This is a genomic window from Vibrio hyugaensis, assembly GCF_002906655.1.
Lineage (GTDB): Bacteria > Pseudomonadota > Gammaproteobacteria > Enterobacterales > Vibrionaceae > Vibrio > Vibrio hyugaensis.
On sequence record NZ_CP025794.1, the window covers coordinates 1,112,658 to 1,137,410 of the forward strand.

The 24,753-nt window shown below is 44.7% G+C and carries 19 protein-coding genes; 3 read left to right on the forward strand and 16 right to left on the reverse strand.

The features are described from left to right. Window positions 1–100 precede the first annotated feature (100 nt). The 7 genes from C1S74_RS05695 to hinT all read right to left on the reverse strand — a co-directional run bounded on the left by C1S74_RS05695 (window position 101) and on the right by hinT (window position 6,346). The gene (locus tag C1S74_RS05695) at window positions 101–1,390 is read right to left on the reverse strand and encodes an NAD(P)/FAD-dependent oxidoreductase (RefSeq protein ID WP_038866664.1); all 1,290 of its coding nucleotides are present in this window, start codon (window positions 1,388–1,390) and stop codon (window positions 101–103) included. 526 nt (window positions 1,391–1,916) lie between these two features. Further along, window positions 1,917–2,456, reverse strand: coding sequence for an alpha/beta hydrolase YcfP (gene ycfP / locus C1S74_RS05700; RefSeq protein ID WP_038866663.1), 540 nt, complete (start codon window positions 2,454–2,456; stop codon window positions 1,917–1,919). 79 nt (window positions 2,457–2,535) lie between these two features. Continuing rightward, a complete protein-coding gene (gene thiK / locus C1S74_RS05705) occupies window positions 2,536–3,414 on the reverse strand; it encodes a thiamine kinase (RefSeq protein ID WP_045403611.1) in 879 nt (292 codons plus the stop codon). 43 nt (window positions 3,415–3,457) lie between these two features. Beyond that, the gene (gene lpoB, locus C1S74_RS05710) at window positions 3,458–4,048 is read right to left on the reverse strand and encodes a penicillin-binding protein activator LpoB (protein ID WP_038866656.1); all 591 of its coding nucleotides are present in this window, start codon (window positions 4,046–4,048) and stop codon (window positions 3,458–3,460) included. A gap of 87 nt (window positions 4,049–4,135) precedes the next feature. Next, complete coding sequence (locus C1S74_RS05715; RefSeq protein ID WP_045403609.1) at window positions 4,136–4,528, reverse strand: YcfL family putative periplasmic lipoprotein; 393 nt, start codon at window positions 4,526–4,528, stop codon at window positions 4,136–4,138. Next, window positions 4,528–5,922 carry a COG3014 family protein gene (locus C1S74_RS05720; protein WP_045403607.1) on the reverse strand — a complete coding sequence of 465 codons (1,395 nt, stop codon included), beginning with the start codon at window positions 5,920–5,922 and terminating at the stop codon, window positions 4,528–4,530. The genes C1S74_RS05715 and C1S74_RS05720 overlap by 1 nt, the downstream gene beginning before the upstream one ends. 73 nt (window positions 5,923–5,995) lie before the next feature. After that, the gene (gene hinT, locus C1S74_RS05725; protein ID WP_038875905.1) at window positions 5,996–6,346 is read right to left on the reverse strand and encodes a purine nucleoside phosphoramidase; all 351 of its coding nucleotides are present in this window, start codon (window positions 6,344–6,346) and stop codon (window positions 5,996–5,998) included. Window positions 6,347–6,581: 235 nt separating this feature from the next. Here hinT and C1S74_RS05730 point away from each other — a divergent pair, with 235 nt between their 5' ends. Together C1S74_RS05730 and C1S74_RS05735 are read left to right on the forward strand one after the other, a co-directional pair. Beyond that, the gene (locus tag C1S74_RS05730; RefSeq protein ID WP_045403605.1) at window positions 6,582–8,573 is read left to right on the forward strand and encodes a methyl-accepting chemotaxis protein; all 1,992 of its coding nucleotides are present in this window, start codon (window positions 6,582–6,584) and stop codon (window positions 8,571–8,573) included. Between the two features lie 165 nt (window positions 8,574–8,738). Then, on the forward strand, window positions 8,739–9,899 hold the full coding sequence (locus C1S74_RS05735; protein ID WP_038866647.1) for a DUF1887 family protein: 1,161 nt from the start codon (window positions 8,739–8,741) through the stop codon (window positions 9,897–9,899). 160 nt (window positions 9,900–10,059) lie between these two features. On the opposite strand, the gene udp is transcribed toward C1S74_RS05735, so the two are convergent. From udp to C1S74_RS05760, 5 genes are all read right to left on the reverse strand, one after another. After that, window positions 10,060–10,818: a uridine phosphorylase gene (gene udp, locus C1S74_RS05740; protein WP_038866646.1), complete on the reverse strand. Its 759-nt coding sequence runs from the start codon at window positions 10,816–10,818 to the stop codon at window positions 10,060–10,062. Between the two features lie 308 nt (window positions 10,819–11,126). Then, window positions 11,127–13,436 (reverse strand): zinc/cadmium/mercury/lead-transporting ATPase, encoded by a 2,310-nt coding sequence (locus C1S74_RS05745; protein ID WP_042602651.1) that lies wholly within the window; start codon window positions 13,434–13,436, stop codon window positions 11,127–11,129. A 100-nt stretch (window positions 13,437–13,536) separates the two neighbouring features. Then, on the reverse strand, window positions 13,537–14,988 hold the full coding sequence (locus C1S74_RS05750) for an MATE family efflux transporter (protein WP_045403604.1): 1,452 nt from the start codon (window positions 14,986–14,988) through the stop codon (window positions 13,537–13,539). A 63-nt stretch (window positions 14,989–15,051) separates the two neighbouring features. Continuing rightward, window positions 15,052–15,471 (reverse strand): CBS domain-containing protein, encoded by a 420-nt coding sequence (locus C1S74_RS05755; RefSeq protein WP_038866642.1) that lies wholly within the window; start codon window positions 15,469–15,471, stop codon window positions 15,052–15,054. Window positions 15,472–15,815: 344 nt separating this feature from the next. After that, window positions 15,816–17,435, reverse strand: coding sequence for an NAD(P)/FAD-dependent oxidoreductase (locus tag C1S74_RS05760; protein WP_045403602.1), 1,620 nt, complete (start codon window positions 17,433–17,435; stop codon window positions 15,816–15,818). Between the two features lie 232 nt (window positions 17,436–17,667). On the opposite strand from C1S74_RS05760, the gene fdxA reads away from it, so the two are divergent. Next, window positions 17,668–17,991, forward strand: a complete 324-nt coding sequence (gene fdxA / locus C1S74_RS05765; protein ID WP_005431654.1) for a ferredoxin FdxA — start codon at window positions 17,668–17,670, stop codon at window positions 17,989–17,991. A 90-nt stretch (window positions 17,992–18,081) separates the two neighbouring features. On the opposite strand, the gene C1S74_RS05770 is transcribed toward fdxA, so the two are convergent. The 4 genes from C1S74_RS05770 to C1S74_RS05785 form a co-directional block, all read right to left on the reverse strand. Continuing rightward, entirely contained in the window at window positions 18,082–18,816 is a 735-nt protein-coding gene (locus tag C1S74_RS05770; RefSeq protein ID WP_045403600.1) for an RNA methyltransferase, read from the reverse strand. Window positions 18,817–18,999: 183 nt separating this feature from the next. Further along, entirely contained in the window at window positions 19,000–21,753 is a 2,754-nt protein-coding gene (locus C1S74_RS05775; protein ID WP_045403599.1) for a cation-translocating P-type ATPase, read from the reverse strand. A 1,045-nt stretch (window positions 21,754–22,798) separates the two neighbouring features. After that, window positions 22,799–23,791 (reverse strand): nucleotidyl transferase AbiEii/AbiGii toxin family protein, encoded by a 993-nt coding sequence (locus C1S74_RS05780; RefSeq protein ID WP_045403598.1) that lies wholly within the window; start codon window positions 23,789–23,791, stop codon window positions 22,799–22,801. Further along, on the reverse strand, window positions 23,788–24,561 hold the full coding sequence (locus C1S74_RS05785) for a DUF6088 family protein (RefSeq protein WP_045403597.1): 774 nt from the start codon (window positions 24,559–24,561) through the stop codon (window positions 23,788–23,790). Before C1S74_RS05785 ends, C1S74_RS05780 begins: the two co-directional genes overlap by 4 nt. Between the last annotated feature and the right edge of the window lie 192 nt (window positions 24,562–24,753).

The window sequence follows — 24,753 nt, forward strand, 5'->3', positions numbered from 1 at the left end:
TCGATTTTAAGACAACAAAAAAGCCACCGACAGACGGTGGCTTTTCGTTTTGATTGTTTGTCTTTCTATCAAGTCAGCAATAGAAAGCCAAGTCATCAAATTAGTGTAGCTTCAAGTTTGGACGAAGTACGCGGTTAATACGGCCAACGAGCATCATCAAGCCAGTCTTAATCACGCCATGCAACGCCATTTGGTGCATACGGTATAGCGAGATGTATACAACACGCGCGATACGACCTTCAACCATCATAGAGCCTTTGGTTAAGTTCCCCATCAAACTACCAACTGTAGAGAAGCGGCTTAGCGAAACCAAAGAACCATGGTCTTTGTAAACGTAGTCTTTCAGTTCGCGACCGTTAAGCTTAGCGACGATGTTGCTGAACGCTTGGCTTGCCATTTGGTGTGCTGCTTGAGCGCGTGGCGGTACGAATGAACCATCAGGTTGAGTACATTGCGCCAAATCACCAATAACAAAGATGTCATCGTCACGAGTAGTTTGAAGCGTACCTTTAACCACAAGTTGGTTGATACGGTTTGTTTCTAGGCCGGCGATGTCTTTGATAAAATCAGGGGCCTTAATACCCGCCGCCCACACCATGATTTGCGCAGGAATTTTCTCGCCATCTTTAGTGGTTAAACCGTCTTTATCCGCTTGCGTTACCATAGTAGCAGTACGCACGTTAACACCGAGTTTAACCAGCTCTTGGTGCGCCGCAGAAGAAATACGCGGTGGCAATGCCGGAAGAATACGCTCACCTGCTTCCACTAGGTTCACGTTTAGTTTGCTCGAGTCTAAGTCACCAAAGCCGTAAGTACGCAGCTCTTTCACTGCGTTGTGCAGTTCTGCTGACAGCTCCACACCCGTTGCACCCGCACCAACAATCGCAATATCAACGGTACCGTTACCATTTTTCGCGTGCAGTTTTAGGAACTCATTGTTCATGCCAGAACGGAAACGGTGCGCCTGTTCTGGACTATCTAGGAAGATACAATTTTCACGAACACCGGGAGTGTTGAAGTCATTAGACGTAGAGCCAATCGCCATCACTAGAATGTCGTACTCTAGTTCGCGACTTGGCATAAGAAGCTCGCCATGTTCGTCTTTAAGCTCACTAAGAATGATCACTTTACGTTCACGGTCGATGTCTTGAAGGCTGCCCATTTGGAAGTCAAAACTGTGGTTTTTCGCGTGAGCACGGTAACTCAATGCGTCCACACCTTCATCTAATGAACCAGTTGCTACTTCATGCAACAGCGGTTTCCACAAGTGGCTCGCTTTACGGTCTACCAGTGTAATTTGCGCACGGTTCTTACGACCAAGAGTGCGACCTAGCTTGGTTGCCAATTCAAGGCCACCAGCACCGCCGCCTACAACGATAATGCGTGTCACAATGTTATCCTCTACAAAAATGAATATATGGGTTCAGCTCGAAGCTCTGACTCACAGTCTTACTGTGGTAAAGCATCCAACCGATGAATTCTTTGGTCTCTAGAGGTGAGCTCACTTTTTGGATAAATCCAATGCCATCTTTAATGTGCGTGTTTGATTAACTTGCTGATGTGGCATTGCTCGTTTGTCTGAAAGATACGATCTCAGACAAAAAATGGGCAAGTTTCTTACTCGCTCTCAATTTTTTTTGATATTTATCAAATTATTTTTACCAAGTTCATTATATAGGGCAATCTTTTGATGGCAACAAAAATCCTTGCTAGGAATACGGATTGGCTAATTTTCAACTGTTTAACGGTATCGTTTTCGTGCCACAAAAGGTTAAAACGATAAATCAAGATAATAAATCGCTACAAAATGTAAATATCTACAGAATTATTGCTATCAAGTTACGTCTTGCAAAAACAAAAACAGCACTTCGAAAAGTGCTGTTTAAACATAGTCAGTTTGTTCGTTTTTATGCAAGTTACGCGTTCTTGAATGCCTTCATCGCCTGCAAGTGGTGAGAGATCTTCTTGAATTTATGCGTTTGGGTTTCATCCCAAATGATGTCGTAATGTTTCTCTAATTCCGACGCCGTTTTTCCATTGTCGTGAATCTCATCTTCTTTCGACAAAATCACTAAACAACGCGCTTTGTTCTTAGCACGAAACTCCTCAACACACTTGGTCGCAATGTCTTCGTACTCTTCTGGACGATCAATACGTCCTGCCATTGTCTTCTCAGGATGCAAGTTCGGGTTGAACATCACTTGCTTAATGCCGCAGAGAAAACCGATACGCTCTGACCAATAAGCACCTAAACCAACACCACAGATTAATGGGTTCGAATCGTCAGATTGGTCAATCACCTTAGACACTTCTTTCAGCAGGTGCTGCATATCGTGTTTTGGATGAAGTGTACTGTAGTTGATGAAACGAATGTCATCATCGATGAATTGCAGTTGCAGAACTTTTTCGTGGTTACCTGGGCTTGTACTATCAAAGCCGTGCAAGTAAATAATCATGTGTACCTCTCCCTGTGACTTGCTGGTACTTTCACTTTAAACTACCACTATTTCCTTATGGTTAAAGAGGAAAAAGCCATCAGTTCTCAAAACAGTGATCTTCCATACATAATAAGTCTTTAAACTCGTATGCACTGCTCAAGTATTGTTCATCATCCCACAATTTGTAGGCCAATAAATACCAAAGCATCGCCATCATTCGAGTTCTTGGCATCCACGCTCGCACGCCTTCCAACCATAAAGCGACGTCTTCAATGCCACGAGTTTGGCAATACTGTTCTACACCTTGTTCAATAGGCACGTCGGCGAGTTGCAGAATCAAGGTCAAGTCGAGCCTTGGATCCGCTAAGCCAGCGTACTCCCAATCGATCACTTTCACGCCCTCTTCGCCACGAACTAAGTTGTAACACCCAAGATCAAAATGACACAGCGCTGCAGGGACTTGCGCCACGCTTGGCTCAGAACGCCACTTTAGATAAAGCGCTTCGTACTCAGTGCCGACGTACTGGCCAGCCAGTTCCAACCAATAATGGTCGATGCGCGAAAGATACGAGAACGGTACTAAAGGAACCGCCTTTGCAGGATATTCATGAATCCTAGCAGCAATCGGCAATAGCTCTTCAATATCAATACCTGGCTTCGTCAGCGTTTCACCCGGCACCCACTCCACTAACAAACCTTGCTCATGCACAAAGATGGGCTTTGGACCTAGGTCTAGAGGGGCAATCGCGTTAAGCACTTGATATTCGTTATGACGAGATATAGCAAAGGCCTTACACACGTTGCTGGTCGGGCGCCAGACGTAAGCAAGGCCTTCTGAGGATTCCAACCGCCAACAGCGATTGGTTAACCCACCAGTGACGGTTTGTACCTTCACTGGTGGAGAAGCAAAGAAGCTATCAAGGGTATTAAGACTTGGGTCTAATTGTTTCGCTTGTTGCCAAGAAAACCACGCCATTAATGACTTCTCCACTCAAGGTCGTAGGACCAAATAGAATCAATTAAAGACCAAATAGGCTCTTCGATTGCTCTTTACGGATTTCAGTTTCATCCGCCCATTCGATCAGACCAGTTTCTAGATCCATCAAACGCATCGTCATTTTGTAATATACGTCTTTGTCGCTACCCGCATCTTTTACGATGCTAGAAAGGTTACCGTAAAGCATGTATTGCGCACCGACCATTTTACCGAACTGAATTGCCGTACTTTGGTTCACTAGCTCATCCGTATTTTGGAAGTTTAGTTGCTCACGAACTGACTCAACACGATCCATATCCACGAAACGGAACTTACCTGAGTTCAACATCTTAGTAGAGATAGTGTCGGTGATAGACTCCGTATCGATGTGCTCACTTGTTTTGTTCTTGATGCGCTCAACAAATACGATAGGACGTTGGTCACGAGTAATTGCTGCCACTGAACCTGACATCATCATGCTGTCTACCATTTCGCCAGCAATTTTTTGTAGATCCGTCGAGCCGAAATCGATGGTTGTAGTTTCAGTCGCTTGCGCATCACCGTAAGAGACTTTGTTTGAACAACCACCCAAAATGACGGCAAGACCTAAAAGAGCAATAATACTTTTTTTCATGAGAGTTCCTTAGTTTGTGTTTCATCCCAAGGCGTCTCCACCTTGGAAAAGCAGCAAGCTGCCTAAAATTATTTACCCAAAAGTGGGTTAGTTATCTTGTGCTTCGCGAATTTGTACACGGAATTGGGTACCGCTTGGATTCACTGTCACTTCTGACAGCGTCACTTGCTCAAATCCACGTACGATCATTTTTCGCCAAGGGCCTGGCTTGGTGTTCACTTCCAACCCAGAATTGTCGTACCAGTAAAAACGATAAAGGATTTCTTGGTCACCTTTGTAGTTGCTACTTAGTTGTACAACACCGCGTGGACGATCATCCACGAAAGTCGTCGTAATATTATCGACTAATAAACGACTGCCCATTACGTTATCGTGGAAGAATACTTTTTGTGTTTGGCCGTCAATTCGGATACCCGCGGTATTATCAGCGCACCCCGCTAAACCGATGATCATTACCAAGCCAATAAGCCATGCTTTCATTACAATCTCCCTAATTGTTTGTGCCATACCGTTGAATGCGTTCCCTGTCGAGAAACCCAAACCAACGTTGTTTGCTGTGCTGGCACTTCGAATTGATACACCTGATCGCCAACGTTTAAGCTCTGCAGCCCCGGTTTCACGACTTTAGACGCCGTTTTGACCGTCCCAGGAAGCGTCTGCCAACTTCGGGTATCAGGTTGTTCTGTTAATGTGTTCCAAACATTGAAAAGAATGTTGCCGACATCGTCACCTTTTGCGGCTTCTTTGCGAATTCGGTCTTTCGCCCAAACACGAATGGCTTGACGGATCACGATGGTCGTTAAACGCTCATGCAAATCATTTTGCGCCATCGCATTCACATCCACTAACGTACTCGAAGGCAGTTTCTTGCCATTCAAAGCCACATCACCGAAACGTTGTGTGCCACGTTTTGGGTAGTAAGGCAGTGCGAGTGAATAAATCGCACCGTCACCTCGGCTGTCATAAATCGGCAAGTCAATACGCCAACCTTGCAGAGCGTCTACCACGCCTTGCTCGTCTATCACGATCACGCGCCCTTGTGACTTACTCAGTCCTGAAGGCGCTTTGCCGTAACGTTTTTCCAGCATACGAAGATCTTGACGCATACCGAGTTTTTTCGCGGCATACATTGTACTTTCAATCACTTGCTTGTTATCTGGCATCACAGCGAGCGCGCGACGATAGTCTACGTACGCACTGTTCAAATCTCGTGACGCTTCATAAAGCAAACCAGAAAGATAGAACAAGTAACCGTTTTGTACGGAGCTAAGCTTTTTACCGGCATCCGGATAGTTCGCAAGTACACTACCCAAGTTGGCAGACATACCTTGCTTCTTAAGATCCTTCTCTGCCTGCTTTAGTTCCTTTTCACGTGCTTTCTTTGCAGCTTCCTGAACTTGATTGGCTCGGCGCATTTCAACCAAAGCTCCTTCAAGATCATTTTTCTGTAAGTAGTTAAGGCCTAAATACAAATGCAAAAAGCCGAGTTCATAGTCGGCTGGTTGGTATTCATTTAGATTGTCGTTAACGGCTAAAGAACCCACGCTGGTCGCCGTCTCCGTGACAGAAATCGTGGCACGGTCTTGTTGCTTACGTACTGCACGGTCGCTGTCTTCAAGCGAGCTCAAACTGGTTGGGTAATCTGCTGCAAGAAAAGAGATTCGGCCTTGCTCGAAATTACCAAGTATCTCGCCACCTACATCGCTTGATTGAAGTTGCTCAGCTTTCGCGTATTCACCTGCAACCACCGCTTGGTAAACTTCTTTATTTTGGTCACTGTAATGACTGAACAGGTTGCCAGCGGATAAATTCGCACACCCTGTCGCGAGCAAGGTCCAGCTAATTAATCCGAATAGCTTCACACCATGTTTCACATTTATCTCCACAAATGTGTCGTTCGAGGAATAAAGAAGTGGATGACGTTCTTCATCCACTTCCTTCTAAAGATTAGCTCAATACCATAGGACCTAAAGGACGACCGCCCACTAGGTGCATATGAATATGATAGACTTCCTGACCGCCATGTGAGTTACAGTTTACGATTAAACGGTAACCGTCTTCTGCAATGCCTTCTTCTTTCGCTAGTTTTTTCGCTACGGTGAACATGCGTCCCATCATTGCTTCATCATCCGCTTCCACATCATTTGTGGTTGGGATTAGCTTGTTTGGAATGATAAGGATGTGGCTTGGCGCACGCGGATTAATGTCGCGAAATGCCGTCACTAGCTCATCTTGGTAAAGGACATCTGCTGGGATTTCTTTGCGAATAATTTTGCTAAAGATGGTTTCTTCCGCCATGGGTACTCCATTTTATAAGGTGTGTAACCTATTTAGTATGCGCTAAGCCAAAAGCGAGCTCAATAAAAAACAGTGTTCACTTAACATTATCAATATAACTCGTGACGTTGAAGCTTTTTTTGTCGTGTGCGTCATAAAACGTGCGTCGCAAACTCAATACAATCCGATGAATTTTGTTACTTTTTTAAGACAATTCTTATTTACGTTGTCTATTTTTGGGAGAGGAAGCTCACTTATGCGAGGTTCAGTAATTAAACGGATGTATGCAGGCTTCGCGCTGATCATCGTCCTTTTCGCGGTCACGATTGCCATTATGATGGGGGGCATGAATGATATTCACGGCAAATTTGAGACAGTATCTAAATCATCACTTCCACTGGTATCCCTATCCAACCAAACCAGTGTCGAGCTACTTTCTGCGGACAAATCTTTCAAAGACTTCCTGACCACGGAGAATAAACAGCGCATGGATGAAATGCGTCAGGAGTTTGCTAAATCTCAACAACGATTCGAAGGCACATTAGGCCAACTTGAAGTGGCCAGCCAAATCTACCCTTCCCTAGCAGAACCTTTTTCTCAGCTTAAAGAACTTGAGCAGAGCTACTTTACCGAAGCAAAGGAAGCAATGGACAACTACGAAGCGATGTTTGCGGCACAAGAAGAAGTGCAGAAGTCTTCTCGTCGTTTCCAAAAGCTCAACACCGAACTTTCCGTTGGTCTGAAAGAATACGTAGCCGATCAATCAAGCATCTCAGTCAAAGTGATGGCAAAAAGCTATTTCATTAAGCTAAAAGATGCAGAGGTGATCACATCGGACGCATTGGCTAGCTCAAATCCAGAGTTTGTGACTCAAGCCGTTGCGAAAAACCGTAAAGCGGTTACGCACCTGAATTACGCATTTCGTGGATTGGTTACTCAGTTACCTGAGCTTAAAAAAGCCTTTGGTGATTCAGTGGATCAATTTACTCGAGACGTAGGCATGCGTGGTGGTGTATTAGACCAACACAACAACTACTTATCTGCTCGTTCTGCGCTGTACAACAATATCGCAAATCTAGCGACTAAAGTTGATTCAAGCATGTCGATTCTGGAGCAATTTACAACAACAGCGACAGACAAATTGAATGAGTCTCTGACCGATGCAGGTGACATCTATTCTGCTGGTGTAACCAAAGCTATTGTGATTGCGGTGATTGTGGTTCTGTTTGCGACGGCTATCGGCTATCACATTGCACAAAGTGTACGTGAACCATTGACTCGTATCTTGAAGGTATTAGAAAGCTTGACCGAAGGTGACATGACGCAGCGCATCGATAACCGTTACAACAACGAGTTTAGCCGCGTGAGTGGTCACATTAATACGTTGGCAGACAGCCTGCACAACATTCTTGTGAAATTAAATGACGCCTCAGATAACCTTGCATCTACCGCATCAACGAATGAACAAACTTCTTCTCAAGCGCAATCTAAATTGAATGCGCAGCGCGAGCAAACCGCGACCGTCGCAACCGCAATGACAGAGATGTCACATTCGGTGCAGGAAGTAGCGCAAAGTGCACAAGGCTCACTTGAAATGGTTCAGCGTGTAGAAACCGTCTCTGACCAAGGTCGAAATGTCATGAACAGCAACATTTCGACGATTAACCAACTTGAAACACGCTTGAACGAATCGGTGTCTGCCGTTTCTGAACTGCAAAAGATGAGTGGTCAAATCGGCTCGATTCTGGATGTGATTCGTAACATTGCCGAGCAGACCAACTTGCTTGCCCTAAATGCCGCAATTGAAGCTGCACGTGCCGGCGAACAAGGTCGTGGTTTTGCGGTCGTCGCAGATGAAGTTCGTGTGCTTGCCTCCAAGACCACACAATCGACAACTGAGATTGAGGCAATGATCAGTAACCTACAATCAAGTTCGCAATCCGCTAACCAAGTCATCCAAAGTTGCATGAGTGACATGGAAATGTCAGTAGAGCAAGCATCGAAAGCCAATAGTTCAATGGAAGAAATCCAAGCGCTTATTATCGAAATCAGCCAAATGAGTACGCATATTTCTCAGGCGGCAGCAGAGCAAAGCGAGACGTCAGCTGACATTGCACGCAATATTGAAGACATCAACAGTATCGCAGATGAAAGCTACCATGCGATGTCGAGCATCGCTCAGACCAGCGAATCTTTAACCCAACTGGCTCATCAGCAAAACGAGTTAGTTCATCGATTTAAACTATAAGAGCAGCATCGACAGTTAACAGATTTTTTGCAACCAACTGTATAAGGGCGACTTTTTATTGAAGTCGCCCTTGTTTTTTATGAGCCTTGTCTACATATGGTTAATATGGCTTGCTCATCCCTTTTCTTTTCTCTTTTCGAGCAAGCCAAATAAGAAGGAAAATCTATGGCTGTTCATGTTGGTATTATCGACCAAGACCCAGTGAGATTGGTCACTCCTCTTTTGGATAATCGCACTGTTAGCACACATATCGTCTTCATCGGCGACAAAAGCCAATCTGATATGTACGAGCGACTGAGTGCCGTGTTGGAGCAGCGAGAAATTACTTCTGAATTTTTTGAAATTCCTTCTGTTGTAAACACTTCTCTTATTAAGCAATCGATCCATAAATTGGCAAAAGACCTCCATGATAGAGGTGAAGAAGTAAAACTGAATGCAAGTTGTGGCCTTCGTCACCGACTGCTTTCTGTGTATGAAGTTTTCCGTACGTACCGCTGGCCAATCTTTGTCGTTGAGCCAAACAGCGACAAACTTTGCTGGCTGTATCCTGATGGTAAAGAAGACACGCAAGTTGAAGACCACATCACCATCTCTGATTACCTGACTATCTTCGGTGCGCGCGGTGAATTCCACCACGTCGATCTGCCTCCTCAACTAGACCAAAAACTTTATGAACTGGGTGAGCGTTGGGCTTCTAATGCGCTAGAACTTGGTCCTGGACTGGCGACGCTTAACTATCTTGCGACGACATGTCGTAAAGAACAAAAGTTAGATGTAGAGCTTTCTGAGAAGCAGCAAGGCTACCGTGAATTGAATATGCTTCTGACTGATTTGGTGGAAGCAGAAATTGCAACCTATGAAAATGGGGTTCTCACCTTTATCGATGAAGATGCTCGTCGCTTCTCAAATGGTGAATGGTTAGAAACGTTAGTTCACAGCACTGTGAAGCAAATCCAAGACACGATGCCGACTATTCAAGACCGATCGTTGAACGTTCAGGTTTATCGCAAACTCGGCGAAAGCGAAGTTCGTAACGAGCTTGATGTTGCGACTGTGGTGAACAACAAGTTACACATCATCGAATGTAAAACTAAAGGCATGCGTGATGATGGCGATGATACCTTGTACAAATTGGAGTCATTGCGCGACCTTCTAGGTGGTCTGCAAGCTCGTGCCATGCTGGTCAGCTTCCGTCCACTGCGTCATAACGACATCACACGTGCTGAAGACTTAGGGTTGGCGCTTATTGGCCCAGACGAGCTGAAAGATCTCAAAACTCACCTAAGTGCTTGGTTTGAAGCCGCTGGTGGTTCTGACGAAATCTAATCGTCGATATAGATCAAAAATCAAAAAAAGCAGCCTCGAGCTGCTTTTTTATTGCGTCAGATTTGTTGTTTGAATACTCAGACAAAACTGCCAGATAGAAAAAACCAGAGGCGAACCTCTGGTTTTTCCCGTTTGTTTAAATGCCAACTAACCGTTGTGCTTAAAGCATCTTACGCGCTGCTTCTACTACAACTTTAATTGAGCGAGCTTCCGTTTCTTTCAGCGTTGCATGATCTGGAATCTCTTTTTGTGTACGGTTGATGATAACACCCGCCACACAACCTGCTTTCAAGCCAGAGCTTGCACACATGGTTAGCAGTGTTGCTGACTCCATTTCGAAGTTCAGAACGCCCATGTCTTGCCACTCTTGCATAGAACCTTGGAAACGCTTAACAACACGGCCAGAGAATGTGTCGTAACGCTCTTGACCAGGGTAGAAAGTGTCACTTGAAGCAGTCACGCCCATATGAACGGTTGCACCAGACTCTTCAACAGCAGCTTTCATTGCTGTTGCAATTTCGAAGTCTGCTACTGCTGGGAACTCCATTGGAGCAAAGTGTAGGCTCGCGCCGTCTAGACGAACAGAACCTGTCGTAACAATCATGTCACCTACATTTACGTGTGGCTGGATTGCACCAGTAGTACCAACACGTAGGAAAGTGCGAACGCCAAGCTGCGCTAGTTCTTCTACTGCGATAGACGTAGATGGACCGCCGATACCTGTAGAACAAACCACAACAGGTTTACCGTCTAGCTCTGCACGGTATAGCGTGTATTCACGGTGACTTGCTAGAAATACTGGGTTTTCCATTTCTTCTGCGATTTTTTGTACGCGTGCAGGATCGCCTGGAATGATTGCTAGAGTCGCACCATTAAGATCCGCTTCAGTAACACCTAAATGGAATACAGCTTGAGACATAAGTCGCTCCTTGTTGTGGCTTATTTTGTAAGCAATAAGCTCATTAGTAAGTTGTTGGGTACAGATGCACTGTAGCGAACCTTTTACCAACATAGAGTGATCATAATCACAATGAAACAATGTAATAAACTTACACTTTCAAATAAAAACGGTTTTGATCACACTTTGAAAGCCATAAAGCTATTGTGTTGCATAATAAACAGTGACTCTTCAATTAAATCATTCAGGAAAATGATTTCAATCATACAAATACAAAAGCCCGAGGCGAATCCACCTCGGGCTAATAATTAATCGATTAGATCGTGAAATTACTTTACTTGTTTGGACTCGAATCGAAGCAATCTCAAAGCATTTAGAGTCACCAAGGCCGTAGCACCACTGTCAGCTAGTACCGCAACCCATAGGCCTGTAATACCTAACAAACTAGTCACTAAGAACACCCCTTTTAAACCCAAAGCCAAAGCAACGTTCTGACGAATGTTATTTAATGTTGCGCGTGATAGCTCAATCATGGCTGGCAGTTCCACCAAGCGGTTGTGAGTCAGCGCAGCATCTGCAGTCTCTAAGGCAACGTCTGTACCGCCTCCCATGGCAATACCAATGCTGGATGCTTTCATTGCTGGGGCATCATTAATACCGTCACCAACCATTGCAACCGTGTGCTGCGCAGAAATTTCTTCGACATAATGGACTTTGTCGGCAGGCAGTAAACTCGCCTTGTAATCGAGACCAATTTGGTTCGCAATCGCTTCAGCACTGCGTGGGTTATCACCGGTTAGCATAACAGATGAAATACCCAGTTGTTTCAAAGCCGCAACCGCTTGCTGAGCATCTTGACGTAACGTATCTTGCCACGCAATCAGACCAATAACTTGAGAGTCATGGCGAGCAACAACCACTGTTTTACCCTGCCCTTCAAGCTCAAGTACACGATCTTCGACTTCTTTATTCAACTTGAATTCGGCTTTAGAAGGTGCAATCACTTGAACCACTTTGCCATCGACTAAGCCAGTCACACCAGAACCTACCTGCGCAGTTTTGTCAGTGGCTTCCGGAATCATCACGCCTTGGTCTTGAGCTTTGTTCACCAGTGAAATCGCTAGCGGATGGCTTGAACCGATTTCAATCGATGCTGTTAGGCTCAATAGCTGCTCATCAGTCACACCTATCGCAACCACATCGGTCACTTGAGGTTTACCTTGTGTCAATGTACCTGTTTTGTCGAACGCAACGGACTCAACACGTCCCAACAGTTCCAATGCTGCACCACCTTTGATGAGGGCGCCTCGTTTTGCTGCCGCTGCTAAACCAGAAGTAATCGCCGCAGGTGTCGAGATAACTAACGCACATGGACAAGCAATCAATAGTAACGCTAAGCCTCGGTATACCCATGTTTCCCAAGGCTGAGCAAACAGCAATGGTGGTGTGATAATGACAAGTAGCGACACCAACATCATCAAAGGAGTGTACCAACGGCTGAACTTATCTAAGAAGCGTTCTAGTGGAGCTTTGCGTGATTCCGCTTCTTCGATCAAATGAAGAATTCGGTCAATCGCGTTTTCACCTTGGCGAGATGTCACTTGAATTTGCACGACTTTGTCGACAACCACAGCGCCAGCCATGATTTTCCCACCTTCAATGTGTTCAACTGGTAGCGATTCACCGGTAAGAGCACTTTCATCAAAGCTTGCGGCTTGATTGATAAGAACACCGTCAGCAGGCATACGACCACCCGGTGCCACTTCAATCACGTCACCCGGCTGAAGTTGAGAAGCAGGGACTTCTTTACGCTCTCCGTTCACAATCAAAGTCGTGTTTTCTGGCACTAAATCCATCAGAGCCTGAACACCGCTACGAGCACGGGAGGATGCATATGCTTCTAACTTTTCACCAATAAGGAAAAGCAATAGCACCATCGCAGCTTCTGCGGTTTCACCAAGATACAGCGCACCTAAAGCCGCCACACTCATGAGCGTCTCGATAGCAAAGGGCGTACCACTGCGTGCGAGTTTGAAAGCTTTCATTGCCACTGGGTATAGACCCAACAAACAGGTCAAGGTAAACAACCACGTGCTCAGCATCGGATTAACGTCCGAAATAAGACCGGCAAATGCCATCGCACCTGCAATAGAAAGTATCTGAGCATTGTCTTTGATGATACCTAACCAACCCTTCTTCTCAGCTTTTGGCTTTGGAGCATCGGTCGAAGACAGTGGGAATCCTGTTTGTTGTGAGATTTGTTCAATCACAGGCGCAAGAGCGCGATTGTCAAAATCAACCACCAGCTTTTCCGTCGCAAACAAGACTTTGGCCTTGAGTACACCGTCTATAGAAGAAACGGCTTTTTCAAGCTTTTGGGCACAGGCAGGGCAATCCATGCCAGACACCAACCAGCTATGGCGAATGGAGGTTTCTATGGGTTCGGCAGGGCCTTCTTCATCAGCAGGGTCATTACTACAACCACCACTGCTGCTGCAACATGACTCTTCTGAAGCCATAACACTGGCTTGAGTGATATTTAAGGTTGGTTTTGTTGGTGCGGAACAAGACTCCGTAGCACCTATTGCCACCGCAGATTTGATTTTGCCTGATTGGCAACCTTGATGTTTATTACACATAATTCACTTTCCTTATTGGTGATAAGTCTTTATCTACCGTAAAGAATAAACCTTGGAGCTTACTCCAAGGTCAAGAGTGTTTATGTGAAATTATTAAAATTTACGCTTTTTCTTCTTCTAAGGCGGTGACGACTTCATCGATCAAAACCGCATCGTGAGAACAGAAAGGCTGAGTATTTACGCACGTTATCGCAGGGTCGTCTTCCACCAAGTCTTCGCCAAAGTTTTGCATCAGATCTTTAATGTGTTTATTTAGCACAACCAATGCCAGCAAGCCGAACACGATGGTACCGACCGCTTGTCCATAGAGCACACCAAGCGCGCCATACCATTGCGCCCCAAAGTACACAAAAGGTAAGGTACCAATCGTCGCTTTACCTAAATTCAATGCTGTCGAGTAAAGTGGCTTACCAAGGTTGTTAAACGAGGTATTTGCCACAAACAGAGTGCCATTGAACACAAAGCTGATTGCCACATAAGTGCAGAAGGCCACTACAATGATTGCAGCATCACCAGTAAGGCTAAACATCGCAACAATGTAGTCTTGCAATAGATACAGTACAACGCACACCGAAAGTGTATAAATCGTGGTGACTAACAACGAGTCCGTCAGCGTTTTTTTCACGCGATCCATTCGCTCTGCACCAAAGTTTTGTCCAATAATCGGCCCTACCGCACCTGATAAAGCAAAAATCACAGCAAAACAGACTGGCGTCAAACGTCCAATAACGGCAAAACCAGCCACAAAGTCTTCCCCAAAATGCGCAATGTGCGTCGTTACAATAGCGTTCCCAATAGGGGTTGCGGTATTAGTAATGATAGCGGGCACAGCAATGGCTAGAATTGGCTTAAGGTTGTTTTTGAGGATGCTGTAATCCGGGAATGAAACCAACTTGTGCACTTTCACTAATGGATAGAGCGAGAAAGCCAATACGGTAAATCGAGCAATAACCGACGCAGCTGCTGCCCCTTCAACATTCCATTTGAAGACAAAAATAAACAGAGGATCAAGAATAGCGTTAACAATGCCTCCCGCTAAGGTGGCCCACATGGAACGTTTAGCATCTCCCGCCGCACGCAAACCTGCGCCTGCTGACATGCCTAAGGCGAGAATAGGAGCACTTGGAAGTAGAATATTAAGGTAAGCTTCGGCTCTTTCAGCGGCAACGCCCTCTGCACCAATCGCAGTCAAGAGCTCGGGAATGTGCATGTACATGCCAATAGTGATAACCAAGCTGATCATAAAGGCAGTGAGCATGATACTGCCGCTCATCAACCTCGCTCGGTCAAAGTCCTTTGCACCAATAGACTTGGAGACCAGTGCTCCCATCGCGATTGACGTGCCAATCGAAGCTGACGTTGAGAAAAAGATCAATGTCCCAGCAAAACCAACGGCAGCCGCTAATTCAACTTGCCCCAACATACTGATAAACAACATATCGAGTAAATCGACGACGAACAACGCCATCAAACCAACTGAACCTGCGCCAGACATCACTAAGATGTGGCGCATGGTAGAACCTTGGACAAACTTCGCGTCTTGCGTGGACATATTCTTCCTCAACGACAAAAAGACGCCGAGGCGTCTTTTGTCTGAACTTTTATTATTTTGGCTTTAAACAGGATGTTTGAAACATTCGTTTAGCGTCTTCCCGATAGCCCTCAATACATCACGGCGAGTAATTACACCGACAAGCTTATCTTTATCATCCACCACTGGGTACATTTTCGGTTTCCCCACCTTCATCATATCTGCTAGTTCGATGATGGACATTTCTGGTGACACAGACAGTGCATCTTCGTGCATGCACTCTTCTACTGTGTGGGTATCCTGACAGTGGTAACTGGCTTTAACGAGTTTGTCTAAAAGGTCTTGTTCAGAAAGGAATCCAATGACTTTCTCGTTTTCGTCGATAACGGGACCACCTAGAGTAACACTTTGCATCACCTTATCCAAAGCCGCTGTGAGCGACATGTTTTTGGTGAAAGTCACCGCTTGCAACGTCATGTAATCTTTTACTTTTAGTGAGTGCATTCTTATCTCCTTAGCGGCACATTTTTGCTGCCTTTAAGATAAGTGTCGTCTAATTTCTTGATTTTACTAAATGGAAAATGGCAATTTTATTTATAGGCGTTGTCTATTAATCACAGTCACAATAGATTCATAAGATAGAGCAATGAAAGATCAGTTGCATATTTATGTTGTACTCCACCCGCACGGAAAGATCTGACAGAATGCGATGAAATAAGGAACAAACTGAAAACAAACAGGCTTAAACTCGGAAAAGAAAAAGGGGTTAGGTTAATTAGCTATGCATCACGCACAAAAAAGCCAGCCTCAAATTGGGCTGGCTTTCGACAAACTATTATCTGCTGAAATTATGCATTTTGCATTGTTTCAACGATATCACGAGCAACCGCTTCGGCGACTTTAATTCCATCAATACCCGCAGAAAGAATACCCCCTGCGTAACCTGCACCTTCGCCCGCTGGGAAGAAACCTTTCAGATTAATACTTTGGAAGTCTTTACCACGCTTGATGCAAACTGGAGAAGACGTACGCGTCTCAACACCAGTTAGTAGGCCGTCTTCAGAAGCAAAGCCTTTGATCTTACGATCGAATGCTGGAATCGCTTCACGAATCGCTTCGATTGCAAACGGTGGAAGCGCCTTAGAAAGATCAGTCAGTTTGATGCCAGGTGTAAACGATGGTTCAACATCACCCAATGCACTTGGATCGCGACCTTTCAGGAAGTCACCAATTTTCTGTGCTGGTGCGTCGTAGTTCTCACCGCCGAGTGTGTAAGCGCCCGATTCTAGTTCACGTTGGAAACGGATACCCGCCAGAGGATCACCCGGGTAGTCAACTTCTGGAGAAATGCCCACTACGATTGCGCTGTTCGCGTTACGCTCTGCACGTGAATATTGGCTCATACCGTTTGTTACTACACGACCTTCTTCAGAAGTCGCAGCAACAACAGTACCGCCAGGACACATACAGAAGCTATAAACCGTACGACCATTCTTACAATGGTGAACCAGTTTATAGTCCGCTGCTCCAAGAATTGGGTGACCTGCACTTGGACCAAAACGCGCTTCGTCGATCATCGCTTGTTTATGTTCGATACGGAAACCAACAGAAAACGGCTTCGCTTCCATGTAAACGCCGCGGTCGTGCAGCATTTCAAAGGTATCACGAGCACTGTGACCTACCGCTAGAACAACGTGACGAGATTTGATCTCTTCACCGTTTGATAGCGTTACGCCTGTGATTTGGCCATCTTCCATATGTAGATCGTCAACACGAGTGCTAAAGTGGATCTCACCACCTAACTCGATGATTTTCGAGCGCATCTTCTCGATCATGGTAACCAGTTTAAAGGTACCGATGTGCGGCTTACTTACGTATAGAATTTCTTCTGGTGCGCCAGCTGCAACAAACTCAGTGATCACTTTACGACCGTAGAAATTTGGATCTTTCACTTGGCTGTAAAGCTTACCGTCAGAGAAAGTACCTGCGCCGCCCTCACCAAACTGTACGTTTGATTCTGGGTTTAGTGTGCGTTTACGCCAAAAGCCGAACGTGTCTTTAGTACGCTCACGCACTTCTTTACCACGCTCAACGATGATTGGGTTAAAACCCATTTGAGCCAAAACCAAACCCGCAAACAGACCACAAGGACCAAAACCGATCACCACTGGGCGTTCTGTTAGGTTCTCTGGTGCTTTCGCAACAAATTTGTATTCCATATCTGGTGTTTGGCGAACGTGCGGATCTTTTTCGAATTTCGCTAGCAACGCTTCTTCATCACCTTCAACGATGATGTCTAGCGTGTAGATAAGATGAATATTAGTTTTCTTACGAGCATCGTAGCCGCGTCTAAAGACATTAAAAGAGATAACTTTCTCAGCAGCAATGCCAAGCTTTTTAGTAATCGCGTCCAATAGCGCGCCTTCCTCATGATCAAGAGGAAGTTTAATTTCATTAATACGAATCATGTGATGTCTCGTTATGGTAGGTGTCTTAGCCAGAACTACTATTTTCTCCTCGTTAATATCGAGGGTGAAAAAGCAGTCAGCTCACAATGGCGCGCATTTTACGAGAAATTGATTTGTCTGTCATACTAAATCCAAGTTGCGCGGCGGAATTAACGTAGCGAATGTTGAATTTTGCCTTGGGATGAGTATTATCCCCATTCTTCAATTTTGACTAACTTAAGAGCTGATTATCATGGCGTTTGTCGTAACCGATAACTGTATCCAATGTAAATACACTGACTGTGTCGCGGTATGCCCTGCTGATGCCTTCCACGAAGGCCCAAACTTTATGGTAATCAACCCGATTGAGTGCATCGACTGTGGCTTGTGCGTGGACGAATGTGCCGCAGCTGCCATCTTCCAAGAAGACGAGCTGCCAGAAGATCAAGTGATCTACAAAGAGCTCAACGCAGAACTTGCAGAAATCTGGCCGGTACAAACTGAAGTGAAGCCAGCAATGGATGAAGCGGAAAAGTGGAACGGCGTGCCAAACAAGTTGGACATGCTAGAAAAATAAGCGCATTAAAACGAAAAAAGCGTAATGAACCTCAACTTGAAAAAGTCTGGCTCGTTACGCTTTTTTTGTATCTATGATTCGTTGAGGCGATTAGCTGTTTTGACGACGCATGTTGTCCAGAATAATACCTGTCGCCATTGCCACGTTTAGAGACTCTGCACCGCCAAACGCTGGAATGGTAATCTTGTCGGTCACAAACTTCGATGCCGCTTCACGCACACCATGAGATTCGCTGCCCATCAACAAAATACCTTCTGCTGAGAATTCCGTCTTGTGCACACTCTCGCCTTCAAGGAAAGCACCATACACTGGCAAGTTTGCATCTTCCAAGTAACTTGGTAGGTCTACTAGGCTCACTTGAACACGACCAAAGCTGCCCATGGTTGCACTGATGGTTTTTGGGTTGTATGGATCGGCACAATCTGTGCTCGCGATGATGTGCTTGATACCGTACCAATCTGCTACGCGAATGATCGTACCTAGGTTGCCTGGATCAGAAACGCCATCCAATGCGATCATCAAGCCTTTTGCCTGAGGCACTGTTACGTTTGGAATTTCAACCACAGCAATGGCTGCATTGTTGCTCACCAGCGTACTTGCTTTAGTTAAGTCATCTAGTGACGCTTCAATACACTCGAAGCCATTTAGTTCTTGGTTGTGCTGCTCTAGAAACTCAGCAGTCGCAAAAATCTGCTTTACCATGAGTGAGCTGTTCGCCAATTCCAGTACGTTCTTTTCACCTTGAACCAGAAATAAGCCGTGCGCTTTACGCTGCTTCTTTTGACCTAAAGCACGCAGCAGTTTTAGTTGGTTTTTTGAAATCATGAAAATATCCCAGATGAAAGTTGGTGAAGTACCAGATGAAAACGGGGGGATTATAGAGTAAACCTTCGCACAGCTAAAGAGATGCCTTGCTTGAGAGAAAAGAAAAGCCCGCCAAGCTATCACTCTCGGCGGGCTTTAGGTATCTGTCGCTTCCCTATGCTGAAAGAATCGACACCACCATTCTTAAACAACTTTGGTTTTCGTCATCTCTTTAATACCAGACAAAATGAATGTCGGCAGCGAAGACACAAGAATCACACCAAATAGGTGACCAGCACTTAGTGCCTCTGTGTTAAAGATCAACTGACCAAGACCGGTGTAAATCACGCCAAGAGACAGCGTCGCCGATAATGCTACTGCGCCCAAGAGGTATTTGTTGGTGAACGGGTTCTTGCGGTATAGCGAACTAAAACTGCGCGAATCGAACAAGTGCCATAGCTGAGCAAAAATCAGCATTGCGAACGCCATCGTTTGTGCATACTGCGCGCTTTGACCGCTGCTTAGTGCCCAGTTGAACGCCAAGTAGCTCATGCCGCCTAATGCCAAACCACGCGTCACAATACGAGTACCCAGATGGTCGCTGAAGAAGCTTTCGTTACGCTTACGCGGCTTACGCTCCATCAGATCTTTCTCTTCAGGTTCTACACCCAGTGCCAGCGCAGGCAGACCGTCAGAGACTAGGTTGATCCATAGAATCATTAGCGGCGTAAGTGGCAGAATCGCTTCTGGTCCCATCATCAAGAAGGCGAACAAGATAACCGATACTTCGCCCACGTTCGCCGTCAATGCTTGGCGAATAAACTTACGCAAGTTATCGAAGATCTGACGACCTTGGCGTACTGCTTTTACGATCGTGCTGAAATTGTCATCCAGTAGAATCAAATCGCCCGAGTCTTTGGCTACCGATGTACCGGTGATACCCATTGCAACACCGATGTCCGCACGACGAAGAGCTGGCGCGTCGTTCACGCCGTCACCTGTCATCGCTGCCACTTCATTGTTGTGTTGCTGAGCCTGAACAATGCGCAGCTTGTGTTCTGGTGTTACACGAGCAAAGACGGCAACTTCCGGACAGATTTTACGTAGTGCCTCATCATCCATCTCATCCAGTTGTGCGCCCGTAATGACCAAGTCTTTTTCACTGCGGATAATGCCGATTTCACGTGCAATTGCCGCTGCAGTAAGTGCGTGGTCACCAGTGATCATCACCGTGCGAACGCCTGCGTTGTAACAGCTCTCTACTGCGTCGCGAACTTCTGGACGTGGAGGGTCCATGATTCCGTACAAACCAAGTACGGTCACATCTTTCTCTAGCTCAGCAGGCTCACGCTTGAGATCATCTTCCGTCAGCTCTTTATAACCTACTGCCAAAGTGCGAAGCGCTTGCTCTGCAAAATCCTGAATTGCCGCTTCGTAGTTCGCAATCACCTCTTCTGCAGGGCTTGCCGCTAACGCTAAGCTGCCTGTCGACATCGTTGGTGCCGTAGGTAACTCACCACCATCGACCATAAAGCCAGAGGCATTGCGTAACACCACATCTGGCGCACCTTTAATAGCAAGGAAGTGCTTACCATCCGGTCCTTTAACAATCACTGATGCCATCTTACGAGCAGAATCAAACGGGAACTTCTCAACGATAGAGTAACCGCCTGTCGATAGCATGTCTGATTGCTCCAGACCCGCTTTTGCCGCTGCAACAATCAATGCGCCTTCGGTTGGGTTACCACGCACAGACGAGTTATCGCCATTTTTGATGTATTCCGCATCATTACATAGGGTCGCAACCACTAAGCCTTTCATCATCTCTGGGCTTTGCTTTGCATCAACCGTGTGGCCTAGAGGTTTGAATTCACCTTCAGGGCTAAAGCCTTTGCCTGACACTTCCCAGTAACGACCACTTGCGTCGTACGCTTTCATTACCTGCATTTGGTTTTGTGTCAGCGTACCGGTTTTATCTGAACAGATAACCGTGGTTGAACCCAGCGTCTCAATTGCAGAAAGCTGCTTCGCCAATGCGTTGTTCTTCACCATGCGCGTTGAGCCCATCGTCAACACAATTGAGATAACTGTTGGCAGACCTTCTGGAATCGCCGCTACCGACAACGAAATACCCGTGTTGAGGATTTCCAGCCAAGGCATACCGTGGTAAAGGCCGATACCACAAACCACAGCCACCACACCCAAAGCCGCAACCATTAAGGTTTTTGCGATGGTATCCATACGCTCTTGCATTGGTGTTTTGGTTTCTTCAGTGTTTGCCATCATGTCCGCGATGTGGCCAACTTCGGTCTTCATGCCTGTGCTGACAACCACACCCAAGCCTGTACCAGTGGTCACAATCGTGGTCATAAAGCCCAAATTACGCTGATCACCAAGGCCGACGGTTTCGTCTTCAATCACCTTAACGATTTTATCAACCGGCTCAGACTCACCAGTAAGCGCGGCTTCATCTACCGCAAGACGGTTTGCTTCAATGATGCGCACGTCCGCAGCAAGGATATCGCCCGTATTAATCTTTAGAATGTCACCCGGCACAATGTCACGTGCCAACACATCAATCCATTCGCCATTACGACGAACTTGTGCCGTTGGGGCTGCCATTTCGCGCAGCGCTTCCATGCCCTTCTGAGCTTTAAACTCTTGCCAAAATGCGATGATGGCATTGATGAAGATGATCACAGTGATGGCAATCGCATCCACAAGGTGACCAGTAAAGAAGGAAACAATCGCACCAATACCCAGAATGAAGATCAATGGGTTCTTAAATTGGTGTAGGAATAGCTCAAGGGCAGATTTGCCTTCTTGCTCTTGTAGCTCGTTTTTGCCGTGTTCAGCCTGACGCTGCTCTACTTCTTCCGAAGTCAAACCTTGCTCAGTTGATACATTTAATTGAGTCAGTGTTTCTTCAACCGACTCAGTAAACCACTTTTTAGTCATGGGGGTCTCCAAAAAGCATTCAAGCGACATCAGTACAATTTCAAACTGATAAAAAGCATTCGCTGAATAGAATTGAGTTAAATCGCCTCGCTAGTCACCGTTGCACCGTTTATTTTCACTTTGAATATTTATCAAGAATCTATTCAGTGTTATGCCAGCGAGTAAAAATAACCTACCCGAATCGATGAATACTTGTAATTAACTTTCAGATAGGCAGATAGCGAATGCGGACGAATCTTTGACCCCAATCAATCTCAATTTTATTTTGTCATACAAAAGATCAATTAAGTGTAAATAAACATGAATAAGACCCCGATTAGACTGAAAAAACACTTCATTTTTCCCGAAAAGTGTAATTTTTCTACACAATAGTTTTATTATGAGTGGCTAACAAGCGTGACAAAAATGCAAACTATCCGAAAAGATTTGCAAGGGAAGATAGAAAAATTGCTAACAGAGGATGACCAAATTTAGCTAGCCAAAATGCATCACATTCGAATTATACAAACAGCATATTTATTCAAGTTAGCAACAAAGAGAAATCACAAGAGACACGGTTGAACACTGCGTACAAATTTAGTTATGAGTCGCGGGAAGCCACCAGCCTGACTAATAGCCAGTTGAGAGAATGGGAGAAGATCTAAGAGAGTGTTTTACAGCGCAGAAACGAAAAAGCCTCGCTGTATAAGCGAGGCTTTTAAAGTGATGCTTGCAACATAAGTTCGCATAGCCCAAACGGGCTTTCAGATACTTACGAAACTATTTGCAACATAAGTTCGCATAAGATTGCATCAAAAGCCTGCATATTTGACTAACTACTTAAACTCAACGTTGTAAAATTACCACACTCCAATCAGTCTCTCGAGAGACATAGTAGGCATGCATGTAACAAACTTTTGGACAAAAGTGAGCTAGCTTTCGTCAGCGGAAGCGAATAGCGAGCTCCAGTCCCAGCGGGACCGGATACTAGGACTTGTTAGTTTCACAAAATATGTAAAGGCACTTAGATACATGATGTAAAAAGGTACCGCAAGGAGCCTTTTTATTAACTAATTAGATTGCGGTACAAATCCGTTGAAGAAAAAGCACAAAGTCTCTCTTTAATTAAATTCAATGAGCTGTCCATTTCATCGTATTGCGGAGTGTGTTCATCTTTTGTAATCATCTTCTGAAATGCGCCACTGTATGCGGGTTCAATTTCAGGCCAACATTTCTCAAAACTACTAAATGGAGGATTTGTTCCGAGATCTTCACGTAGCCAAACAAGTTTACGGTCTCCAGCATGATCAATATCACTCTTAACTGCAAGTGACATTAGAGTGAAAAAGTCATCGTCATCGTTTACAAAATCCTGGATATCTTCGTGGCGTAGCAACAGAGTGATATCATAAAAATGCCTTACTTTATCTGCCAGTTCCCCACGATCTGCGGCAGCCATCAAACCTAATAGTTTTTCACAGAAAGTTCTTTTCCAACATAGCACCTGAAAGTGAAAATCTTGTAATTTAAACTCTTCGATAACTTCATGTTGCTGGGTGTCAATTGCCCATTGAGCAACTAAACTTCTAATTTGCTTGTTAACATATGGAGTAGGTGTTGTGTAGGCGTTGCACTCAAGCAAAATAGTATCAGTTACTTCACCAAGACTTTCTTCTTGAAAAGCCCTAGGAAAAATAAATCGTTTCGCCTTGTAGTGAGAACCTGTTGCTAACTTATTACCAGGAGCATCCTCTAACCCTTGAGCGGCACACTTAAAGAGTTGTTTTAACACTCTAGACTGCTTATTTTTACTCCAGCCATCTTCGGGAAGTAAAGCAAGGTCTATGTCTTCAGAAAATCGATATAAAGCCTTATATACTTTTGAAAGAGAAGTACCACCTTTGAACACTACGTGTTTTGCGCTGCCGTGTGACGAAAGGTGATACAAGCATCGAGTTAGAAAATAGTCTTTTTCAATGTATGCCTGAGGCAGGGAAAAATGTGCTGACGTGTGAGAAATTATTTCTAAAAAATCGTCCTTTGACTCATGTAGATTCACGTAATTAGATTCCAATTTTCAAAGTGGGTAGTTGCATATTTTAATCGTCCCACCTTATATTTACTATTATCGCTAAGATCTGATTTAATCTTAGCAAGGTACTCTGAATAGCTAAATTCATCATTTAGTTCATCGTAATCTTGGATTATAGCACCTAAAAATGCCTTGTTCTTTTTATATTTCAGGTTCGAATACAGGTTGTTGAAAGCTCTTTTATTGCTTAAAAAATACTCCAAGTAATCACTAAGGTGATCTACAAGATTTTCTTTTTCCAAAGATTGTACTTCATCGATATGATTCAGAATAAAACTAAATTCTTTGGACTTAATATCTAGCTTTGTAAGAGAAGTTTTCTTTTTCTTAACCTCTATATATAGACCAGAGGAATAAATTTTTGCTGGAGCTTGTTTTGAGGTGATTATCAAAATTTTAGAAGGTACTTGCGTAGTCAAACCTGTCATATTAAACAACTTCTCGCCGCCCACGTAACCAACTTGCTTCTTTCCGCTATAAATAAGCGCGTTTATCAGAGCGTCATTAGATGGCGGGATTACACCAAATCTACCAACTTTCTCTTTATAAAAAACGCCATCTGCGATTTTACTAACACGACCATAAATACTCATGTATTTGTCGCTATGGATGTAATAATTCAGAGCCTTATTTGTCGCTGACTTATCCTCCTTATATGTAGGCAAGTCACCAGCTAGAAACACTCGACCTTCTTCAAGCTTTTTAATGTTTCTACGTACTCTATCAGCTATGTTCATCCTATATACTCCCCCTTAGATACTTCAATGTTACCTGAATTTAGTAAAAAAGTAGATAGCAAACCCAAAAATAATCATAACCATTTGTTTTTATAGCCTTTATTCGTTTTTTGGTTTCGCACTTACGAAGTTACTTCCTATTAGATTAGGGCATTGAGGTCATAACACAAGGTCTAGATTTAATTACTTATA

Excerpts from the sequence above, each read along its gene's own strand:
- ycfP (WP_038866663.1), bottom strand. The coding sequence starts at position 2,456 with ATGATTATTTACTTGCACGGCTTTGATAGTACAAGCCCAGGTAACCAC.
- thiK (WP_045403611.1), bottom strand. The coding sequence starts at position 3,414 with ATGGCGTGGTTTTCTTGGCAACAAGCGAAACAATTAGACCCAAGTCTT.
- lpoB (WP_038866656.1), bottom strand. The coding sequence starts at position 4,048 with ATGAAAAAAAGTATTATTGCTCTTTTAGGTCTTGCCGTCATTTTGGGT.
- C1S74_RS05715 (WP_045403609.1), bottom strand. The coding sequence starts at position 4,528 with ATGAAAGCATGGCTTATTGGCTTGGTAATGATCATCGGTTTAGCGGGG.
- hinT (WP_038875905.1), bottom strand. The coding sequence starts at position 6,346 with ATGGCGGAAGAAACCATCTTTAGCAAAATTATTCGCAAAGAAATCCCA.
- C1S74_RS05730 (WP_045403605.1), top strand. The coding sequence starts at position 6,582 with ATGCGAGGTTCAGTAATTAAACGGATGTATGCAGGCTTCGCGCTGATC.
- C1S74_RS05735 (WP_038866647.1), top strand. The coding sequence starts at position 8,739 with ATGGCTGTTCATGTTGGTATTATCGACCAAGACCCAGTGAGATTGGTC.
- udp (WP_038866646.1), bottom strand. The coding sequence starts at position 10,818 with ATGTCTCAAGCTGTATTCCATTTAGGTGTTACTGAAGCGGATCTTAAT.
- C1S74_RS05745 (WP_042602651.1), bottom strand. The coding sequence starts at position 13,436 with ATGTGTAATAAACATCAAGGTTGCCAATCAGGCAAAATCAAATCTGCG.
- C1S74_RS05750 (WP_045403604.1), bottom strand. The coding sequence starts at position 14,988 with ATGTCCACGCAAGACGCGAAGTTTGTCCAAGGTTCTACCATGCGCCAC.
- C1S74_RS05755 (WP_038866642.1), bottom strand. The coding sequence starts at position 15,471 with ATGCACTCACTAAAAGTAAAAGATTACATGACGTTGCAAGCGGTGACT.
- C1S74_RS05760 (WP_045403602.1), bottom strand. The coding sequence starts at position 17,435 with ATGATTCGTATTAATGAAATTAAACTTCCTCTTGATCATGAGGAAGGC.
- fdxA (WP_005431654.1), top strand. The coding sequence starts at position 17,668 with ATGGCGTTTGTCGTAACCGATAACTGTATCCAATGTAAATACACTGAC.
- C1S74_RS05770 (WP_045403600.1), bottom strand. The coding sequence starts at position 18,816 with ATGATTTCAAAAAACCAACTAAAACTGCTGCGTGCTTTAGGTCAAAAG.
- C1S74_RS05775 (WP_045403599.1), bottom strand. The coding sequence starts at position 21,753 with ATGACTAAAAAGTGGTTTACTGAGTCGGTTGAAGAAACACTGACTCAA.
- C1S74_RS05785 (WP_045403597.1), bottom strand. The coding sequence starts at position 24,561 with ATGAACATAGCTGATAGAGTACGTAGAAACATTAAAAAGCTTGAAGAA.